Source organism: Reyranella sp., from assembly GCF_050185545.1.
Taxonomy (GTDB): Bacteria; Pseudomonadota; Alphaproteobacteria; order Reyranellales; family Reyranellaceae; genus Reyranella.
On the sequence record NZ_JBFWZI010000041.1, the window covers coordinates 1 to 19,874 of the forward strand.

Here is a 19,874-nt window from a genome sequence, read left to right on the forward strand (position 1 = left end):
CTCGGCCTTGAAGTCAGGCGCGGTGGAGTTGATGCGAAGCGTCATGGTGAAACCCCCTCTTGGCTGTCTTTCGACGGAAGGAAAGTCGTCATTCCGGGCCCGTTGGTCAAGGCTTGGGAGGGATCCGGCTGATCAGCCCGATGCCGCCATCGACCTCCACTGTCGTGCCAACGAGAGTGGATCGGTCGGTTCGCCATTCTGTTCTCCCCCTCTGCGCCCGTGTTAAGCACTCGGCATGGCGGGGATCAATGCGGGAGCAGTTCATGGAACGCGTGCGGCCAGTCCTCAACCAGGTCAACGTCATCGGCGGCGACCTCGACGCCTCGCTCGCCTTCTATCGCCGACTCGGCGTCGAAATTCCGGAAGAGCGCGTATGGCGGACGGCAACGGGTGCTCATCACGTCACCGCTGCTGAAGGCGAGGACGAGAGGGCCGGTCTCGATCTCGACAGCACGACGTTTGCCCGGGTCTGGAACACGGGTTGGCGAGGCCGCACGGATCTCGCCGGCCGGGTCGTGATGGGCTTCAGTGTAGCCTCGCGTCAGGCTGTCGACGACATCTATCGCGACATGACTTCTGCCGGCTATCGCGGCCTGCAGCCACCGTACGACGCGTTCTGGGGCGCACGCTATGCCATCGTCGAGGATCCCGACGGGCTCGCGGTCGGGCTCATGAGCCCGATTTCGGCCGCGCACAGATCGCTGCCACCGCAGGTCTAGGAGCGGCATGGCCAAGACCCGTCTCGACGTTGCGCTGGTCGAGCGTGGCCTTGCCGAGACTCGCGCCGCCGCGCAGCGCCTGATCATGGCGGGCGTGGTCTTTTCCGGCGAAATGCGGCTCGACAAGGCGGGCCATGCCGTCGCAGCCGACGTGCCGCTCGAGGTGCGCGGCCAGCCGCATCCCTACGTCTCGCGCGGCGGTCTCAAGCTCGAGCGGGCGCTCGACCGCTTCGCCATCCCGGTTGCTGGCCGCATCGCCCTCGATGTCGGCGCCTCGACCGGCGGCTTCACCGACTGCCTGCTGCAGCGCGGCGCCGCCAGGGTCTATGCGATCGACGTCGGCACCAACCAACTCGCCTGGAAGCTCCGCATCGATCCACGCGTGGTGTCGATGGAGAAGACCAACATTCGCGACGTCACCCGGGCAGAGGTGCCGGAGCCCATCGACCTGATCGTCTGCGACGCGTCTTTCATCGGGCTGCGCACGGCCCTGCCAGCCGCGCTCGCCCTGGCGGCTCCGGGGGCGCACCTGGTAGCGCTGATCAAGCCGCAATTCGAGGTTGGCAGGGGCAGGGTGGGCAAGGGCGGCATCGTGCGCGAGCCCGAGTTGCACGCCGAGGTGTGCGCGACGATCGAGGCGTGGCTAGCCGTCCAACCCGGCTGGCGCGTGCTCGGCCTGACCGACAGTCCGATCGAAGGCGCCGACGGTAACAAGGAGTTCCTGATCGTGGGGGTGCGGGAGAGGGTGTGAGGGCGCCGTCCTTCTCCTCCCCAGCGTCTTCGCTGGGAAGGTGTCCGGGCATTCGCGGACGGAGGGGTCAAGAGTCTTCCGGACCGCGGGCGTCTCGCCCGCTCATGATTCATGCGGGTGAGACGCTCGCGGAGCCATGACCCCTCCGCCCCGTATGACGGGGCACCTCCCCAACTTCGTTGGGGAGGAGGATAAGAGCTACTTCACCGCAACGCTGACGCGGAACTTGTTGTTGTCGGCGAGGCGCGCAACTGTCGAGAAGTTGGCGGCCAGTACGGCGTCGTACGGCAGGCCGCGATTGGCGACCATGAAGAAGCGCCCGCCGGGTCGCAGCGCCCGGGCGGCGGCGGCGATGACGTCCTTGCCAAGACTAGGATCGGCGGCGCGGCCAGCATGGAACGGGGGATTGCAAACGACGACGTCGTAGATTGCGGGCGCTGCCTCGGTGGCGAGGTCGAGCCAGTGGAAGCTCGCGCGTGAATCGATGATGTTGGCGCGAGCCGCCTCTACCGCGCGGTGCTCGGCATCGATCAGGTCGAGCGCGGTGACGCCCGGCGCGCCTGCCACGATCTCGCGACCCAAATAGCCCCAACCGCAACCGAAGTCCGCGACATGGCCCGACAGATCGCCGGGCAGGTGATGCACGAGCAGGGCAGAGCCATCGTCGATGTGGTCCCAGCTGAAGATGCCGGGCTGGCTCATCCACGAGCCGTCTCCGACCGGGCGCAAGCGGCCCAGCTCTGACCAATACTGGGGCGGCCGGCGTTCGCCGCGCTTCAGCCAGAAGACGCGGCAATGGAATTTGGACAGCGACCCGGCCAGGCCGAAGATCTTGCCGACCTGCCTCTCCAGGCTTGCTGCGCCATCGTCGTTGGCGCCCGCGCAGGCCAGCGTGCCCCCCTCGCCGAGCAAGGCCCAGCCACGCGCGATATTGGCGAAGCTCTCCTCCTTGTGCTTGGTCAGGAGGATCTGACCAAGCGGATAGCCATTGCCCTCGAGGCGCGGCACGACCGACCAGCCGGCGCGCTTCAGCCGGAGATACTCCGGACGGAAGGACTGCTCGGCGTCGCAGTCGCGGAAGGGGGACGGCTCGGCGCGAAGGAAAAACGCACGCTCCGGGGCAAGCGCTCCCGACTCGAAGGCGTAGGCGAGGGCTTTGCCGGCCTGGCTCACGGAACCAGGACGGCGCGTCCCATGATGAGGCCCTTGCGCAGTTCCTGCAGTGTGGCATCGGCGTCGTCGAGCTTGCGCTTGATGATCGGCACCGGCGTCACCTTGCCGGCGGTCACCAGGTCCATCATCTCCTTCATCTCGGCCGGGCTGCCGGTCACCGAGCCGACAATCTGGCAGCCGGTGAAGGCGAACATCGGCAGCGGGATGGTGAAGGTGCCGCCGAACAGGCCGACGATGACCAACCGGCCGCCGCGGCCGAGGGCACGCAGGCCGAACTGCGCCGATGATTCTGCGCCGACGAAGTCGATCGCCGCGCCCACACCGGTGCCGCCGGTCAGGTCCATGACCTGCTTGCGAGCTTCCTTCTCGCGCGGATCGATGGCGGCGACGGCGCCGTTTTCCAGCGCGAGCTTGCGCTTGTTCTCGTCGATGTCGGCCACGATCGGCTCGCGCCCCAGCACCGACTTGGCGAAGCGCACACCCATCAGGCCGACGCCGCCGGCGCCGATCACCAGGATGGGCTTGCCGCCATCCTGGCCGACCGCCTTCTTGACCGCGCCGAACGCCGTGATGCCCGAGCAGGCATAGAGGCAGGCGAGCTCGACCGGAAGATTGCCGTAGGGGTAGAGATACTTGGCGTGCGGCACCAGGACGTGGTCGGCATAGCCGCCATCCTTGTTGACGCCGAGGGCGCGCGGTGTCGGGCAGAGATGCTCGATGGCGTTCTGGCAATACCAGCAGCTGCCGCAGCCGATCCACGGATAGACCACGGCATTGTCGCCGACCTTGGTCCCTTTGACGTCGGGACCGACGGCGACGACCTCGCCCACGATCTCGTGACCCATGGTGCGCGGCGGGTTCATCGTCTTCTGGGTCGAGATCTTGTTGCCGCCACCCATGTCGAAATAGCCTTCCCACAGGTGGACGTCGCTATGGCAGACGCCGGCGGCGGTGATGCGCACCAGCACCTCGGTGCCATGGGGAGCCGGATTGGCCTCCTCGACCTTCTCCAGCGGCTTGCCGAACTCGACGACCTTGTAGCTCTTCATGGGCGTGCTCCCGTAACTTCCAGCAGCGAGCATAGAGCATGCCGGACGAGCTTGTGCCACCGACTCATTTCATAGTGCATCGAGCGGCGCCTCGGATTGAGGGACACGCCCTGCGCGTTGAGCGTTAAACCGCCGCACCCTGGGGCCGTCCTTGCCGGGGTGAATGGCGACGACCTTTCTCCCGGTTCTCGTCGGAGGCGTTGCATGGCGGGACTTTCCCGTGCTGCGCTGCATCGACCTGATGCGCCCTGAGCGATGCTCGGACGGCGCAGAGCGCCTGCCGGGCGTCCTCATGAGATCGCTGTTCGGCCCGTTCTGAGGTCGACGGCCCTGCATCGCCGATGCCGGCCGACTGACGATGCGTGACGCCTCTGCGGCGTTACAGGCCGGTAACCGACCATCGGACAAGTGCTGACCTTCGAAAGTTTCCAAACTTTCGAAAATTCATTTACACACCGGTTTCGATATCCCAAGATCGCGTCGCGGGCGCACGGAAGAACGGCGCCGCGGTGGAGGGAACGATGCAAGATCGAACGGGTGTGTGGCACCAGACGAGTATGTGGCACCGGCGGCGCGTGTTGACGGGCCTGGCGGGAGCGGGTCTTGCGGCGACGCTGGCTGCCCCGGCGATCGCGCGTGCGGCGCCATCGGGCAAGCCGGTGCGGGTCGGCGGGACGCTGTCGCTGACGGGCTTCCTCGCGCAGACCGCGGTCATCCACAAGATCGCCGCGGAGATGATGGTCGAGGACATCAACGGCAGGAACGGCTTCCTCGGCCGGCCGGTCGAGTACGTCCTGCTCGACGACCAGTCCAAGCCCGACGTCGCGCGCAGCCTGTACGAGAAGCTGATCACCGTCGACAAGGTCGATCTGATCCAGGGCCCTTACGCGACGGCGCCCATCCTGGCGGCGATGGGAGTTGCCCAGCGCTACGGCAAGGTGATGATCCAGAGCAGCATGGGCATCCCCAAGCTGCAGACCTACGACATGGCGTTTCCGGCGACGCCGTTCGGACCCGAGCCGGACAAGACGTATCCCAACGTTCTGCTCGACATGATGGCGAGCATGCCGACGCCACCGAAGACCATCGTCGTGCTGACCTCGAAGTTCCCGTCGGCGCAGTTCATGGCGCAGGGCATGCGCGAGCAATCCGGGAAGCGCGGTGTCAAGGTCCTGCTCTATCTCGAATACGAGTCCGGGAACCGCGATTTCGGCGCCATCGCGGCGCGCGTCAAGGAAGCCAACGCCGACTTCCTGTGGGTCGGATCACTCGGCCTCGAGAGCAATCAGTTGCTGGAAGCGCTGCGCAAGCTCGACTATACGCCGAAGAATCACTTCCATCTCTATCCGGCGCCGGGTCCCCTGGCATTGTCTCCCGACGGCGACAAGGCGCTGTGCTCGACATTCCTCGAGCCGGACGAGCCTTTCATGAGCCGGCCGGGAATGAAGAAGTTCGCTGCCCAGTACACGGAGCGGGCGACGAAGGCCAACCTGCCGTACACGATCATCGATGCGCAGGCCTGCGGCATGATCTCTGAGTGGCAGATTCTCGAGGCCGGCGTGAACGGCGCCAAGAGCCTCGATGACAAGGCGATCGCTGCCTGGCTGAAGAAGAACCAGGTAGACACGATCTACGGCACCGTCCGGTTCGACGGGCCATTCAACCACGGCACCGCTCTGCAGCTGGTCAAACAGGTCCAGAACAAGGCCTGGAAGGTCGTCTGGCCCAAGGAGTTCGCGGCGCCCGGCGTAAAGCTGATCGCGTCCTGAAGGTGCAATGCCCAGCGCAACGCTTCTCGGCCAGGCCCTGATCTCCGGCGTGCTGGCCGGTGGCATGTACGGCCTGCTGGCGCTCGGCCTCAGCCTGAGCTGGGGCTTGTTGCGCCTGGTCAATCTCAGTCACTTCGCACTGGCTTTTCTCGCCGCGTACCTGACCTACGAGCTCGGCACGACCTATCACATCGCTCCGTGGTGGTCGGCGGCGCTGGTGGTGCCGGCGATGTTCGCCATCGGCTTGCTGCAGCATTGGCTGTTCGACAAATTCCGGGTGAACGAGCTCGCCTCACTGCTGATCACCTTCAGCTTCGCCATTATCCTCGAGGTGGCGATCCAGCTCTACTGGACGGCCGATTATCGCCGCTTCGAGACGCACTACTCGACGCTGTCGATCAAAGCCGGGCCGTTCTACATACCTGTGCTCGAGCTGGTTCTGTGCATGGTGGCGGGCGTGCTCGCCTGGGGCACCTGGCTGTGGCTGCGCAAGACCTACGTCGGCAAGGCGTTGCGTGCCGCGGCCGAGGACGCCGATATCGCCGCCGCCTACGGCGTCGACCACAAGAAGCTCGCCTACCTGCTGTCGGGCCTCGGTGCTGCCTACGCCGGCATCGCCGGCACGTTTATCGCCCTCATCGCCACCCTGGCGCCGGCCCAGATCTGGGCCTGGCTCGGTGTCGTGTTCGCAGTGGTGATCATTGGCCGGCTCGGCAATCCGCTGGGCGCCCTGCTCGCCGGCATGCTGATCGGGGCCAGCGAGTCCCTCGCCATGGCGGTGTTCAGCCCGGCCTGGGCGCCGGTCGTGTCGTTCTCGGTGTTGATCGCCATCCTGCTGTGGAACCCCGAATGGCTGTGAGCGCCGCTCAGAGCCTGCCGCGGCTGGCGGCCGCATTCGCCGTCGTGCTGTTCGCGCTGCTGCCGGCAGCCGGACTGCCGGCATTCTACGATTCCTTCCTCTACCTGGTGTTCTTCTGGATCTCGCTGGCGACGAGCTGGGCACTGTTGAGCGGCTTCGCCGGTTACTTCAGCCTCGGCCATGCGGCGTTCTTCGGGGTTGGGACCTACACGACAGCGACCCTCACCACCCAGTTCAGTGTACCGTTCCTGATCACCGTGCCGATCGCGGCAGCGATGGCGGCGCTGCTGGGCGTCGGCATCGGTGCGGTTGTCTTCCGGTTGCGGCGGCTGCGTGGCGAGCTGTTCGCCCTGCTGACGCTCGCCGTCACCTTCGTGGTTGCCACCATCATCCTCAACACGCCGATTGACGGTGGCGCCGGCGTGTTCATGAGCGCCGTGCCGCTGCCGCACATCCTGCCGACGGCGACCGGCACGATCTACATGCTGGGCTTCATCATGTGCGTGCTGACGCTCGGCATCACCTGGTGGGTCGTCCATTCACGCCTCGGCATGGGCCTGTTCGCCATCCACGACGACGAGGACGTCGCCGAGGCCAAAGGCGTGCCAACCTTCCGTTACAAGCTTGCCGCGTTCGCCCTGTCCGCCGGCATTGCCGGCGCGGTGGGCGGCATCCATGCCATGTATGTCGGATTTCTGACCGTGGCCGGGACGTTCGAGCTCACCGTGCCGCTCTATGTCGTGCTGATGAGCGTGCTGGGCGGCGCGCGGCACTGGCTCGGGCCTGCGGTCGGCGCAACTGCCATCACGACTCTGCTCTATGCCTTCATCAGCGGCGGCGAGGCGATGGTCGGCCGCGCCATCGTCGGCCTGATCCTGATCGTCGCCATCCTGTGGCTGCCCGAAGGCGTCCTGCCGGCGATCCAGCAGTGGCTGAAGCGCCGGCGTCGGCCGGCGGGGCAGGAGGCGCGGGCCGAGATCGTTCCGGTCGTGCCGGCGGTGACGCAGCCCATCAAGGAACGCCCGTTGCTCGAGGCGCGCGGCGTCACCAAGCGCTTCGGCGGCCTGCAGGCGCTGGGTGGCGTCGACCTCGACGTGCGCGAAGGCGAGATCATGGGGCTGGTCGGCCCGAACGGCTCGGGCAAGACCACCCTGATCAACGCCATCTCTGGCTTCTATCCCTTGACCAGCGGCAGCATCCGGGTCGATGGTTTGGAGATCGGCCAGACGCCGGCGCACGAGATCGCCCGGCGCGGCGTGGCGCGCACCTACCAGATCCCGCGCCCGTTCGCCAACATGAGCGTGCTCGACAATGTCGCGCTGTGCGCGACCTTCGGTGGGCCGAGTCGGACCCGAGCAGAGATCCGTGACGAGGCCATGCACTGGATCGCTTTCACCGGCCTCGACGGCAAGGAGGAAGTGGTGCCGGCGGGGCTGAACCTGCACGAGCGCAAGTTTCTCGAGCTGGCGCGGGCCCTCGCGGCACGCCCCAAGCTGCTGCTGCTCGACGAGGTACTGTCCGGCCTCAATCCGGCGGAGATCGACAATGCGATCCGGTTGGTGCGCGCCATCCGGGCGCAGGGCGCGACCATCGTGTTCGTCGAGCACCTGATGCGGGCCGTGGTCGAGCTTTCCGATCGGGTCGCCGTGCTGAACGAGGGCAAGCTGTTCGCTTTGGGCGCGCCGCGCGAGGTGATGCGCGATCCGCGCGTCGTCAGCATTTATCTCGGCAAGGCCTATGCTGCTTGAAGCGCGCAACCTCCATGTCGGCTACGGCGACGCGCCGGCGATCTGGGACGTCTCGCTCGACGTCGATGCGGGGGAGATCGTGTCGGTGATCGGGCCCAATGGCGCCGGCAAGACGACGCTGATCAACGCTATGGCAGGCCTGCTGCGCTGCCGAAAGGGCTCGCTGAGCTTCGATGGCGCCGACATGACCCGCGTGCGTGCCCACGACTATTGCGGCCACGGCATCGCCCTGGTGCCGGAAGGGCGGCGGTTGTTCGCCAAGATGTCGGTCGAGGAAAACCTCGAGCTCGGCTGCTACCTGCCGGGGGCACGCAGCCATCGTGCCCAATCAATCGAGCGGGTGTTCACGCTGTTTCCCATTCTGCGCGACAAGCGGCAGCAGCCGGCGGGTGAGCTGTCGGGCGGCCAGCAGCAGATGGTGGCGATCGGCCGGGCCCTGATGGCGCGGCCGCGCATCGTGCTGTTCGACGAGCCCTCGCTCGGCTTGGCGCCGACCATCGTCGACGACATGTTCGACATCATCGGGCGCGTGCGCGCCGAGGGGGCCGCCGTCCTGCTTGTCGAGCAGAACGTGCTGAAGGCGCTCGAGGTCGCCGACCGCGCCTACGTGCTGGAGCAGGGCAGGATCGTTACCAGCGGCCTGCCCGACGAGCTGCTGAAGCAGCCGCATATTCGCGAAGCCTATCTCGGCGTGTGAGGACACGATCATGGCCAAGATCCTGAAGATGCCCCTCGATACCAGCGACCGGATCGCGACCACGACAGCACCGCAGGATGTGCTGGCCGAGGACGCCGCGACGTTCGACGTGCTGCGCCGCATGCGCGAGGACATCCTGTGCTGCGTCCTGAAACCCAATCAGCGTCTGCGCTTCGGCGAGCTGCGCCAACGCTACGATACGTCAGTGGGCACGTTGCGCGAGGCCCTGTCGCACCTCGTATCCGAGGGGCTGGCGCGCACCGAGGCGGGTCGAGGCTTCAGCGTGGCGCCGATCTCGCTCGCCGACTTCCTCGATCTCTCGGAGCTGCGCGTCTATCTCGAGACACGCACCCTGGCCGACGCCATTCGCCATGGCACCGACGCCTGGGAAGCCGAAATCGTCAGCGCTTATTTCCTGATGTCCAAGCTCAAGGCGCCACGGATCGACGATCCGGTGGCCGCCAAGCGCGAATGGGGCAAGCGGCACAAGCGCTTCCATGATGCGCTGGTGGCGACCTGCACCTCGCCGTGGTCGCTGCATTTCCGCAGCGAGCTGTTCGCCCAGGCGCAGCGTTATCACTGGCTGAAGGTCATCCACGCGCGCTCGAAGCGTCCGGACGAGCATCTCGAGCTGCGCGACGCCGCGCTGGCGCGCGACGTCGATCTGGCCTGCCGGCTGATCGAGAAGCACATCCGTACCACGGTCGAGCAGGTTGCCTCCGAGGTGCCGGGATTGACGATGGACGCCGGGCGCGGCGGCAGACGACGAAGGGGTTAGAAGAGCCATGACCCCTCCGCCCCGTAAGACGGGGCACCTCCCCAGCGAAGCTGGGGAGGAGGAAGAACAGCAAGGAAGGAAGTGATGGACACTATCCAAAAGACAGAATCCGGCACCGCGATCTACGACATCGGCGGCTTGCGCTATCCGCAGCCCTTCAAAATCCGGCGGCTCGGCCACTTCGGCTTCAACATCGCCGACCTTGATGCGGGGATCGATTTCTATGCCGGCCTGCTCGGTTTTCGCATCACCGATACGCGCGACCTGAAGAAGATTCCCGGACGTGAGGAGATGGCCAAGCGGCTCGAGGACGGCCGCATCGTCTTCATGAGCCACAACTCCGACCATCACGCCTTCCTGCTGGCGCACAAGTCGCTCGGCGCGATCTTCGGCGACGACGCCGTGTCCAAGGACATCACCGTGAATCAGATCACCTGGCAGGTCGGCACCATGGAGGAGGTGTTCGCCGCGGCCGATTACTTTCGCGAGAAGGACGTCGGGATCCGCCGCGTCGGCCGCGACATGCCGGGCAGCAACTGGCACACCTACATTCGCGATCCGGATGGCCACACGGTCGAACTCTACTACGGCATGGAGCAGATCGGCTGGGACGGCCGCAGCAAGCCCGAGGCGCTCTACTATCGCGCCTTCCGCGAACGGCCGGACCTGCCGCAGATCTCGGAAGAGCAGGAGGTCCGCGAGGCGATCGCCAAGGGGATCGACATCGGCGCCGGGAATGTCGTCCGCGATCGTGGTGACGGCGACTTCATTGTCGCCGGCGTGCGCCTGAAGCGGCCGTTCAAGATCGTCAATATCGGGCCGATGAGCCTGTTCGTCTCGGACATTGCCGCTTCCGAGGAATTCTATACCCGGACGATGGGATTCGTGCGCACCGAGGCCGTCACGTGGCGCGGCCATCGCTGCGTCTTTCTGCACAACGGCGGGGAACATCACAGTCTGTCGCTCTTCCCCAAGGCCTTGCGGTCGGAGCTCGGGCTCAATCCGAACACGTCGGTTGCCTCCATGGGCATGCAGGTCGGCAGCTACCGCCAGCTTGTGGATGGGGTGGCGTTTCTCAAGGCGAAGGGTGCACAGTTCACCGACGCGATCCCGGCCGAGCTCTATCCTGGTGTCGACTACGCCGCGCATGTCATCGATCCTGCCGGGCACTGCCTGATGCTGTACTACTACATGGAGCGGGTCGGCTGGGACGGCCGGCCGCGTCCGGCGAGCGAGCGCCGCAAGGTCGGCAAGGACTGGCCGGAAAGCCTCGAGCCGATGTCGGACACTTATGCCGACCCGACCTTCATGGGCCCGTTGGGGTGAACTCATGGCTGGGAGCGCGCCACTCCTGTGGCGCTCATGGGATATGTGATCAACAAGAAGAGCGCCACAGGAGTGGCGCCCTCCCGGTGAAGTCATTTACGTGAGAGCAAGAAAGTCATGAGCAAGTACGGTATCGGTCAGCCGGTTCTGCGTTTCGAGGATCCGCGGCTGTTGCGCGGGCAGGGCCGATTCATCAACGACGTCAACGTCTACGGCCAGGCGCATGCAGTGTTCGTGCGCTCGCCGCACGCCCACGCCAACATCCGCTCGATCGATATCGAGGAAGCAAGGAATGCCCCCGGCGTGGTCGCCGTGTTCACCGGCCACGACGTCGCGGCCGACGGGCTCGGCATGCCCAAGGCCAACATGCCGCGTAAGCGGCCCGACGGGAAACCGATGTATGCGCCGCAGCGGCCGCCGTTGGTCACCGACCGGGTACGCTATGTCGGCGATCCGGTGGTCATGGTGATCGCCGACACCCTGGCGCAGGCCAAGGATGCCGCCGACCTGGTGAATGTCGACTACGATCCGCTGCCGTCGGTGACGCTGACCGAGGACACGGTGAAGCCCGGCGCGCCGGCGGTGTGGGACGACTGCCCCGACAACATCTCCAACAATGTCGAGCGCGGCAACAAGGCGGCGACCGACGAGGCCATCAGGTCGGCCGCCAGGGTGATCAAGCGGCGCTATGTCATCACCCGCGTGCATGCCCAGTACATGGAGCCGCGCGGAACGCTTGGCACCTACGATCCGGGCGAGGATCGCATGACCCTGTATGCCGACGTGCAATATCCCCATCGCGTGCGCAACATGCTGGCGCAGAACGTTTTCAAGGTGCCCGAGAGCAAGATGCGGGTGATATCGGGCGATGTCGGCGGCGGCTTCGGCACCAAGGGCTGGCAGTACATCGAGCACCGGCTGACGCTGTGGGCGGCGCGCAAGCTGCTGCGGCCCGTGAAGTGGACCTGCGAGCGCAGCGAAGCGGTGATGGCCGACGAGCACGGCCGCGACAATGTCGGCGAGATCGAGCTGGCGCTCGACAAGGACAACAAGTTCGTCGCGCTGCGCCTCAATATGCTGGCCAACATCGGAGCCTATGTCGGGTCGGACCGCAACCTGCTGTCGCCGTTCGGCATGATCGGCACGGTGCTGGGCGTCTACCTGATCCCCAAGGCCTACATCAACGTGGTCGGCGTGCTCTCCAACACCAACCCGACCGCGCCCTACCGCGGCGCCGGGCGGCCGGAGGCGATCTACCTGATCGAGCGGCTTATCGACGATGCGGCGCGCGAACTGGGAATCGATCGTGTCGAGCTGCGGCGCAAGAACATGCTGCCCGAGTCGGCGCTGCCGTATCAAAGCCCGGTCGGGCCGTACTACGATTGCGGCGAGTTCGAGAAGAACATGGACATGGCGCTGAAGCTTGGCGACGTGGCGGGCTATGCCGCGCGCGCCGAGGAGTCGAGGAAGCGCGGCAAGCTGCGCGGGCTGGGCATCGTCAACGCCATCGAGCAGGCGGCCGGAACGGCGCAGCCGGAATATGCCGAGATTCGCTTCAATCCGAGCGGCACTGCCGCGCTGCTGATGGGTACCAAGGCCCAGGGGCAGGGCCACGAGACCATGTTCAAGCAGATCCTGAACGAGCGGCTGGGTATCGATCCGGCCGACGTGCAGTTCATCGACGGTGACACCGACCGGGTGGCCTTCGGCATGGGCACCAACGGCTCGCGCTCGACGGTGCTGGGCGGCTCGGCGCTGTTCCTGGCGGCCGGCAAGGTGATCGAGAAGGGCAAGAAGCTCGCCGGCCATCTGCTCGAGGCCGGCGAGCAGGACATCGAGTTCGCCGACGGTGTGTTCAAGGTCGCCGGCACCGACAGGTCAGTGACCCTGAAGCAGGTGGCGATGGCCGCCTTCAACCCGACGCGCTGGCCGAAAGGCGGCTTCGAGGGCGGGCTGTACGAGAACGCCACCTATCTCGGCCAGAGGGACACCTACCCCAACGGCTGCCACATCTGCGAGGTCGAGATCGATCCAGATACAGGAGCGGTTCATCTCGACCGCTACTGCGTGGTCGACGACGTCGGCACGGTAATGAACCCGATCGGGCTCAAGGGCCAGATCCATGGTGGTGTCGCGCAGGGCGTCGGCCAGATCCTGAGTGAGCAGGTGGTGTGGGACCGCGAGAGCGGTCAGCTGCTCACCGCGAGCTTCCTCGACTACGCCATGCCGCGCGCCGACACGATGTGCAGCATGGAGATCAAGAGCAATCCGGTGCCGACCAAGTTCAACCCGCTTGGCGCCAAGGGCGCCGGCGAGGCAGGCACGGTCGGGGCCATGCCGGTGGTGATGAACGCCGTCATGGACGCCCTGGCGCCGCTCGGCGTCAAGGACGTCGCCATGCCGGCCACGGCGCACAACGTGTGGCGCGCCATCGAGCAAGCGAGGGGCAACTAGGGCGCGTCGCTGTCTTGCGGATCGCGGGCGTCTCGCCCGCTCATGAATCATGAGTGGGCGAGACGCCCGTGGTCCGGAAGAGCAATTGCTTTGAAAGGGGGATGAACGAATGAGTGTTCTGGAAGGACCGCGGCGGGAAGTCCGGCGCGTCATGAAGAATGGCAGCGAGTACTGGGTCGAATTTAAGGATGGAAAGATCCATTTTGCAGACGGCCGCACGGCCGACGAGAAGGATGTCGTCCATCTGCCGCCATGCACGCCGACCAAGATCATCTGCGTGCACGTGAACTACATCTCGCGCTTCTTCGAGTTCAACAACACGCGGGTGCCGCCCAAGACGCCGACCTACTTCCAGAAGCCCTTGACCGCACTCAACGCGCACCACGGCGAGCTGGTGCGGCCCCAAGGCTACAAGTACGTCAACTACGAGGGCGAGATGGCGGTGGTCTTCGGCCGAGTCACCAAGAACGTGACCGCCGAGGAGGCGTGGGACTGCATCGCCGGCTTCGCCCCGGCCAACGATTTCGGCTGCCACGATTTCCGCGACACCGATGCCGGGTCCATGCTGCGGGTCAAGGGGATGGATGGCTTCTGTCCGATCGGACCCGGCCTGGTGTCGGGAGTCGACGTTCGCCAGTCGACCCTGCGCAGCTACAAGAACGGCAACATGGTGCAGGAAGGCGCCATCAGTGAGCAGATCTTCGACTGCGGCTACCTGATCGCCGACCTCGCCCGCCACATGACCTTCCTACCGGGCGATATTCTTCTGACGGGCACGCCGGCCAATTCGCGGCCGCTCGAGGTCGGCGACACGATCGACATCGAGGTAAGTGGCGTCGGCCGGCTGTCCAACAAGGTCGTCGAGGCGCCGGCGCCGCGCGCCAAGACGGGCTTCCCCGCGAGCCCCGACAGCGAGGGCGTCCGCCGCGTTGCTCTGGGCAACGACGAGCGCCTGCCGGACAAGTTCAAGTAGTCATCCTCCCCAGCTCTGCTGGGGAGGTGCCCCGTCATATGGGGCGGAGGGGTCATGAATCATTTCATGCGGACCGCGGGCGTCTCGCCCGCTCATGATCTTGAGCGGGCCAGACGCCCACGGTCCGGCCATGACCCCTCCGCCCCTTCGGGCCACCTCCCCAGCGAAGCTGGGGAGGAATATGAGCTACGGGCTCGCATGCCCCATGAACCGCTCCGGTGGACGGTCGCCCCATTGCGACTGGAAGCCTTCCTCGGCGCTGATCAGGTTGCCGCCGTTGGCCGCGTTCAGGCGGTCGGTGTCGGCCCAGCGTTCGTGCACGCGGCCCCACGGGTCGGACCAGTAGTCGTAGACCTGGCTGCCCAGCAGATGGCGGCCGATGCCCCACATGTGGTCATACTTGCCGAGCCGCTTGATGTACTCGTGGTCCTGGAAGACCGCGTCGATGTCCTGCGCCTCGTAGGAGACGTGGTTGAGACCGGTCTTCTGGTTGTGCACGCAGAACAGCACGTGGTGGTCGACATAGTCGTCGCCGCGGTCGAGGCGGCTGAATGCGCCGATGACGTTCTCCTTGTCGCCGGCATAGACGTCGTCGGAGCGCACGAACCCCAGCGTCTCGCGGAACCACGCCGTGGTCTCCTTGACCTTGGGCGTCGACAGAACGCCGTGGCCGATGCGCTGGATCGTGGTCGGCGACTTGGTGAGGCGCAGCACATGGCCGGCGCGGCGATGGGGCTCGCTCCCGGAGTTGACCAGGTCGCGCTCGACCTTGATCGGCGCGACCGATTGCATGCCGGCGATGACCTCGACCTGGTAGCCATTCGGCTCGGTGAGCCGCACGCGCTTGCCGCCACCCGGCTCGTTGATGGTCTCGATGCCCGAGGCGCCCGGCAGCTTGGCGAGCCGCTTGAGGTCGTCCTCGTCGGGCGTATGGTAGGCGAAGCCGATGAACTTGGTGCCGCCCTTGTGGGCGACATGCAGGTGATGGTGCGAATCGGCGCCCCGCATGTAGAGCGCATCAGGCGTGCGCTCGGCGCGGACCATGCCGAAATGGGTGAGGAATTCCTCCATCGCATCGAGATCCGGGGCCTCCATGCGCGGGAAGGCGAAGTCTGCGACCTTGATGACGGTCATGATTTCCTCCGACAATTTGCCGGGAAAGCTAGCCCTTCGCTCGCACCTTGAAAAGGATGGTTACCATGTCGAACCCACCACAGAGTCCCCGTGATCGCCTCCGCGCCTTCGCCCCCAAGCTGATCGATCTCACCGACAACGTCCTGTTCGGCGATGTCTGGGAGCGGCCCGGGCTCTCCAAGCGGGATCGCAGCCTGATCACGTGCGCCGCCCTGGTGGCGCTCGGCCGCACCGAGCAGCAGACCGGGCATTTCACCCGCGCGATCAACAATGGCGTGAAGAAGGAGGAGCTGATCGAGCTGATCACCCATCTCGCATTCTATTCCGGTTGGCCGACCGCTATGTCGGCCGCCAACGTGGCCAAGAAGGTATTTGACGAGGGAGAGAAGAAGTGAAGCTTTGCTATTTCAACGATTACCGCCTGGGCGTCATCATCGGCGACGGCGTCGTCGACGTGACCAACGCGGTGAAGGACATCCCGCATCTCGATGCGCGCGACCTGATCATCGGCCTGATCGCCAGGTGGGATGCCTACAAGGACAAGGTCGCGAAGGCCGCGCAGGACGGCACCAGCGTGCCGCTGAAGGGTGTCAGGCTGCGCCCGCCGGTGCCGCGGCCCGGCAACATCGTCTGCATGGCGGTGAACTACATGGAGAACGGCACGCTGAAGGAGAAGCCGCAGATCAACGCCTTCCACAAGGCGGCGACCGCGGTGATCGGCGACGGCGACACCATGGTGCTGCCCGACGTGCCGGCCTCGATCTTCGAGGGCGAGGCCGAGCTTGCGCTAATCATCGGCAAGCCGGCGACGCGGGTGTCCCAGGCGGAGGCGATGAAGCACATTTTCGGCTACACATGCTTCATCGACGGCTCGGCGCGCGGCCTGCCGCCGCCCGGCAACGTGTTCTTCCAGATGAAGTCGCGCGACACCTTCGCGCCAATCGGTCCGTGCATCGTCACCGCCGACGAGATCGCCGATCCGCAGAATCTCGACATCACGCTCACCAACAACGGCGTGGTCATGCAGAAGTTCAACACCTCGGACATGGCCCACAACATTCCGCGCTGCATCGAATGGGTGAGCTCGATCCATACGCTACAGCCCGGCGACATCATCGCCACCGGCACCAATCACCGCGGCCTCAACTCCTTCATGGACGGCGACAAGATCGAGCTGACCGTCGAGAAGGTGGGCACGCTGCGCTTCAACGTGAAGGACGAGCTCAAGCGCACCTGGGCCCGCACCACCCGCCTGCAGCACAAGGAGAAGGGCGCCGAGGGCGCCCACACGCCGCAGCTCACGGGGAAGTACGCGAAGTGAGTGTCATGCGCCTCCCCAGCTTTCGCTGGGGAGGTGTCCGCGTCATCGCGGACGGAGGGGTTATGTGCTGGGAGCGCGCCACTCCGGTGGCGCTCATGGAATGTGCAATCATCACGACGAGCGCCATCGAAGTGGTGCGCGCTCAGCAAAGGCGCGAAGTCGAAGGGAAAGTCAGCGCTTATGAGCGCGCCACTCCAATGACGCTCATGGGATGCCTGATGGGCAAGAAGAGCGCCACAGGAGTGGCGCGCTCCCAGCGAAGAGTCTACCGCGCGTCGAGCTTGTCCTGGATGCTCTGCATCCAGGCTTCGCGCGTCATGAAGCGGGGGCGGCCGCGGCACATGGCTTCTGTCGTGGCCAGGATCTGGTCATTGGTTTGATCGAGATCGAGCGGCTCGCCGCAAGGCTGCGGGGTGTAGAACGGCGTGTCGGTGTAGAGCTCGACCGGGTTGCCTTCCGGGTCCTTGAAGTAGAGCGCCCAGGCGTTTCCGTGGTCGGTCACGCGATGCTCGGTGATGCCCTCGGCGATCAGCGCTTGGCGATAGCCCTTCAGCGTGTCGAGCGAATCGAGCCGAAAGGAGATCTGGTTCACCGGGTTGTAGGTCACGTCGGCCGGGCGGCCGTCGAACAGCACGAACTGGTGATGGCATTCGGGATTCTGCGTCATGAAGAAGACGCGCGCGCCGGAGCGGCCGACGCCGGAGTCGCTTACCACGAACCCCATGACGCGGGTGTAGAAGTCGACCATGCGGTCGAGATCGACGGCATGAATGCCGAAATGGGTGAGCTGGGCGGACAGGGTCATGGCCGCATTGTTCTGCCGCTGCAGCGGGCAGGCAACGGAAAAAGGGGCATCGTCTCAGTTTGAGATTTCCGCCCCCTTCCTTGTCAAATCGGAACCGTCCCCGCCGGGGCGAAGACGAGCATCTCGGCGGTCTTGAGGCCCGTGAGCACACTTTCCTGGGTCGATGTCACGGCGTCGACCAGAGCTCTCGCCGACGTCAGATCGACGATGCTCGTGTCGATCAGCAACTGATGCTCGACAGAGTGCAGGCTCACGAGGACCTTGCTGAGCAACGTCGTGACATCCTGGTAGCCACCGCCGTCCCGCGCGCCGCTGATGATGTCGGCGACCACCGCGCCCGGCGCTTGATTCGCCGCCGTTGCCTGCTTCACCTGGTTCACCCAGTAGGCCTTGCCGGCGGCATCTGCGGTTCGCTCGAACAGGTTAGTGTAGATCGAATCGACGAAGTCGCCTATCTGCGCGTCCGTCGCTCCACTCGGATTCGCGAGGAACGGCGAGCCCGCCTTGGCCTCGGCGCTGCCACCGATGGCGCCGGCGACACCGCGGATTGCCGCCCCGCTGTAGATCTGCTGGTCCCAGTACATGAAGCCGTCGAAATCGGCGGCGCGGGCGAGCAGGCCAAGGTAGACGCCGGCCACCTGCTCCTCGGCCGCGAGGATCAGTCCGCCGTTCACCGGGGCAACGCGCAAGAGGACCTCAGTTTCGGCGATTGCGCCGGCGCTGTCCGAGGCGAGATAGGTGAAGCTGTCGAAACCCTGGTAGCCGCCGGTCGGCGTGTAGGTGAACGTTTCCATCGGACGCCAGGTTCAGCGTGCCGTGAAGCGGCCCGTTGACCAGGGACGCCGTCAGCGACGAGCCGCCATCGTCGGACAGCACGCCCGCCGCGGCTCCTACCGTCAGCGCCTGGCCCTGCTTCACGACGTAGGCGTCGGCCTGCACGAAGCGTTCGACGAAATTGGAAGAAGCCTGAAAAACGATCGGGGCCAATGTGAGAACGCCGCCGGCGCCGATCGCGTAGAGCCCATCGGCAAACGAGGCAAACTCGACGCCGGTCAGTGTATCCGTGCCGTCCGGAGTGTCCGCCCTCGTATCCGAGATGATCGTGGCAGCGCCCACCGCGGAGACCGTGTAGTCGGAGCGTTCGCCGCTGAAGATCGCCGTATCGCTGCCGTCGCCGCCGTTGAGCGCATCGTGGCCGTGAGCACCAACGAACGTGTCGTCACCGCCCAGGCCATTGAGATTATCGTCGCCGGCAAGACCGCTGAGATGCTCGGCGCTCGCGGCGCCATTGACGACGTCGTGGGCATTGGTCCCCGGCTTCGCCGGTAACTGCTCGACCTTCACGTGGGAAACGTTGAAGGTGTAAGTGACATTGTTGCTCTGGTTGAAGACCGGCACGAAGCCTGCGCTTCCGACGGTGGGGCCGGTCGGGTCACCGTCGTTGACTCCCCATGGGTTCGGCTGGGGCGGCCCTCCCGGCACGCCCCAAAGATTCATGTGGAATCGCATCTCGGAGCGGGGAATCAAATCCGCTTCGGACACCGTCCGTATCAGCTTGCCGTCGAGGAACCACAGGATGGAGTCGTGGTACCACTCGATTCGATAGTTGTGGTAGGACTCGAAGAAGCCAGCCGGCAACGTGCTGGGTGTGTCTTGCGCCGTGGGCAAGGATTGCGGGCGGTCAACGTGGCTATTGCCGTTGATGATAATCGAGGGGGCATCCTTCGAGAAGACATTGGTCGAGATCCGGCCGAGCTCGGTGGTCAGGATTTCGAAGTCGAGCTCGTCATGCTTTTCACCCTCCCCCGGCGGCGTGGCCTGGTAGAGAAAGAAGCCCGTGATCATGCCGCCTTGCTTCGACGGGAACTTGAAAGTCCCCTCGAAGGCAATGCCATTCTGCTCAGTGGCTAGCCATGCGCCAAAATTCGGCTTACTGCCGTCGCTCGACTTCGTGACCGCTTCCGATCCGATGAACACATTGAAGTTCTTTGGGGTGTTGTCCGGCCCGCCGCCGACCTTTCCCGCCGTGTTGTTCGCGCCCCAGGTGTCCAGCACGATCTGCGCCGCGCCGTCGTTCTGGGTGACCATCGCCTGCCGGAACCAGGTCTGACCGATGAAGGCTGAGCCGTTGATGTTCTGGTTGTAGTCCCAGTTGCTCGGGTTGAGCGTCCCGGTGCCTGTAAAGCTGTCCTGGAACAGAACGGTACCCGGGGTAGGAGACGTGGTCATTGCACAGCCCTTCTGCGATTGCCTTTCTCCAGACTAGAGCAACCGTTGGTTAAGTGGAAGCGCTTTCGGTTCCATCAAATCCAAAATGG

At 65.3% G+C, this 19,874-nt stretch carries 18 protein-coding genes; 12 read left to right on the forward strand and 6 right to left on the reverse strand.

The window, feature by feature from the left end:
• Positions 1-263 precede the first annotated feature (263 nt).
• Together AB7O82_RS13865 and AB7O82_RS13870 are read left to right on the forward strand one after the other, a co-directional pair.
• Positions 264-719, forward strand: a complete 456-nt coding sequence (locus AB7O82_RS13865; RefSeq protein ID WP_428545225.1) for a VOC family protein — start codon at positions 264-266, stop codon at positions 717-719.
• A gap of 7 nt (positions 720-726) precedes the next feature.
• Positions 727-1,470, forward strand: coding sequence for a TlyA family RNA methyltransferase (locus tag AB7O82_RS13870; RefSeq protein WP_428545222.1), 744 nt, complete (start codon positions 727-729; stop codon positions 1,468-1,470).
• Between the two features lie 198 nt (positions 1,471-1,668).
• On the opposite strand, the gene AB7O82_RS13875 is transcribed toward AB7O82_RS13870, so the two are convergent.
• Together AB7O82_RS13875 and AB7O82_RS13880 are read right to left on the reverse strand one after the other, a co-directional pair.
• Complete coding sequence (locus tag AB7O82_RS13875) at positions 1,669-2,643, reverse strand: class I SAM-dependent methyltransferase (RefSeq protein ID WP_428545219.1); 975 nt, start codon at positions 2,641-2,643, stop codon at positions 1,669-1,671.
• The gene (locus tag AB7O82_RS13880) at positions 2,640-3,692 is read right to left on the reverse strand and encodes an alcohol dehydrogenase (protein ID WP_428545216.1); all 1,053 of its coding nucleotides are present in this window, start codon (positions 3,690-3,692) and stop codon (positions 2,640-2,642) included. Before AB7O82_RS13880 ends, AB7O82_RS13875 begins: the two co-directional genes overlap by 4 nt.
• 521 nt (positions 3,693-4,213) lie before the next feature.
• Between AB7O82_RS13880 and AB7O82_RS13885 the strand changes: the two genes are divergently transcribed.
• From AB7O82_RS13885 to AB7O82_RS13920, 8 genes are all read left to right on the forward strand, one after another.
• On the forward strand, positions 4,214-5,461 hold the full coding sequence (locus tag AB7O82_RS13885) for an amino acid ABC transporter substrate-binding protein (RefSeq protein WP_428545213.1): 1,248 nt from the start codon (positions 4,214-4,216) through the stop codon (positions 5,459-5,461).
• A 7-nt stretch (positions 5,462-5,468) separates the two neighbouring features.
• Complete coding sequence (locus AB7O82_RS13890) at positions 5,469-6,320, forward strand: branched-chain amino acid ABC transporter permease (RefSeq protein ID WP_428545210.1); 852 nt, start codon at positions 5,469-5,471, stop codon at positions 6,318-6,320.
• The gene (locus tag AB7O82_RS13895; protein WP_428545207.1) at positions 6,311-8,068 is read left to right on the forward strand and encodes an ABC transporter permease subunit; all 1,758 of its coding nucleotides are present in this window, start codon (positions 6,311-6,313) and stop codon (positions 8,066-8,068) included. Before AB7O82_RS13890 ends, AB7O82_RS13895 begins: the two co-directional genes overlap by 10 nt.
• Positions 8,061-8,765 (forward strand): ABC transporter ATP-binding protein, encoded by a 705-nt coding sequence (locus AB7O82_RS13900; protein WP_428545228.1) that lies wholly within the window; start codon positions 8,061-8,063, stop codon positions 8,763-8,765. The genes AB7O82_RS13895 and AB7O82_RS13900 overlap by 8 nt, the downstream gene beginning before the upstream one ends.
• A 10-nt stretch (positions 8,766-8,775) precedes the next feature.
• Positions 8,776-9,543 (forward strand): FCD domain-containing protein, encoded by a 768-nt coding sequence (locus AB7O82_RS13905; RefSeq protein ID WP_428545204.1) that lies wholly within the window; start codon positions 8,776-8,778, stop codon positions 9,541-9,543.
• Positions 9,544-9,627: 84 nt separating this feature from the next.
• Complete coding sequence (locus AB7O82_RS13910) at positions 9,628-10,869, forward strand: VOC family protein (protein WP_428545201.1); 1,242 nt, start codon at positions 9,628-9,630, stop codon at positions 10,867-10,869.
• A 117-nt stretch (positions 10,870-10,986) separates the two neighbouring features.
• Positions 10,987-13,323 (forward strand): xanthine dehydrogenase family protein molybdopterin-binding subunit, encoded by a 2,337-nt coding sequence (locus AB7O82_RS13915; protein WP_428545198.1) that lies wholly within the window; start codon positions 10,987-10,989, stop codon positions 13,321-13,323.
• A gap of 109 nt (positions 13,324-13,432) precedes the next feature.
• Positions 13,433-14,296, forward strand: coding sequence for a fumarylacetoacetate hydrolase family protein (locus AB7O82_RS13920; RefSeq protein ID WP_428545195.1), 864 nt, complete (start codon positions 13,433-13,435; stop codon positions 14,294-14,296).
• A 186-nt stretch (positions 14,297-14,482) separates the two neighbouring features.
• On the opposite strand, the gene AB7O82_RS13925 is transcribed toward AB7O82_RS13920, so the two are convergent.
• Positions 14,483-15,430: a hypothetical protein gene (locus tag AB7O82_RS13925; RefSeq protein ID WP_428545192.1), complete on the reverse strand. Its 948-nt coding sequence runs from the start codon at positions 15,428-15,430 to the stop codon at positions 14,483-14,485.
• Positions 15,431-15,495: 65 nt separating this feature from the next.
• Between AB7O82_RS13925 and AB7O82_RS13930 the strand changes: the two genes are divergently transcribed.
• Entirely contained in the window at positions 15,496-15,825 is a 330-nt protein-coding gene (locus tag AB7O82_RS13930; protein ID WP_428545189.1) for a carboxymuconolactone decarboxylase family protein, read from the forward strand.
• On the forward strand, positions 15,822-16,751 hold the full coding sequence (locus AB7O82_RS13935) for a fumarylacetoacetate hydrolase family protein (RefSeq protein WP_428545186.1): 930 nt from the start codon (positions 15,822-15,824) through the stop codon (positions 16,749-16,751). Before AB7O82_RS13930 ends, AB7O82_RS13935 begins: the two co-directional genes overlap by 4 nt.
• A 265-nt stretch (positions 16,752-17,016) precedes the next feature.
• On the opposite strand, the gene AB7O82_RS13940 is transcribed toward AB7O82_RS13935, so the two are convergent.
• From AB7O82_RS13940 to AB7O82_RS13950, 3 genes are all read right to left on the reverse strand, one after another.
• The gene (locus AB7O82_RS13940; protein ID WP_428545183.1) at positions 17,017-17,556 is read right to left on the reverse strand and encodes a VOC family protein; all 540 of its coding nucleotides are present in this window, start codon (positions 17,554-17,556) and stop codon (positions 17,017-17,019) included.
• Between the two features lie 83 nt (positions 17,557-17,639).
• On the reverse strand, positions 17,640-18,350 hold the full coding sequence (locus tag AB7O82_RS13945) for a DUF4214 domain-containing protein (RefSeq protein WP_428545180.1): 711 nt from the start codon (positions 18,348-18,350) through the stop codon (positions 17,640-17,642).
• On the reverse strand, positions 18,253-19,785 hold the full coding sequence (locus AB7O82_RS13950) for a family 16 glycosylhydrolase (protein ID WP_428545177.1): 1,533 nt from the start codon (positions 19,783-19,785) through the stop codon (positions 18,253-18,255). The genes AB7O82_RS13945 and AB7O82_RS13950 overlap by 98 nt, the downstream gene beginning before the upstream one ends.
• Positions 19,786-19,874: the final 89 nt, after the last annotated feature.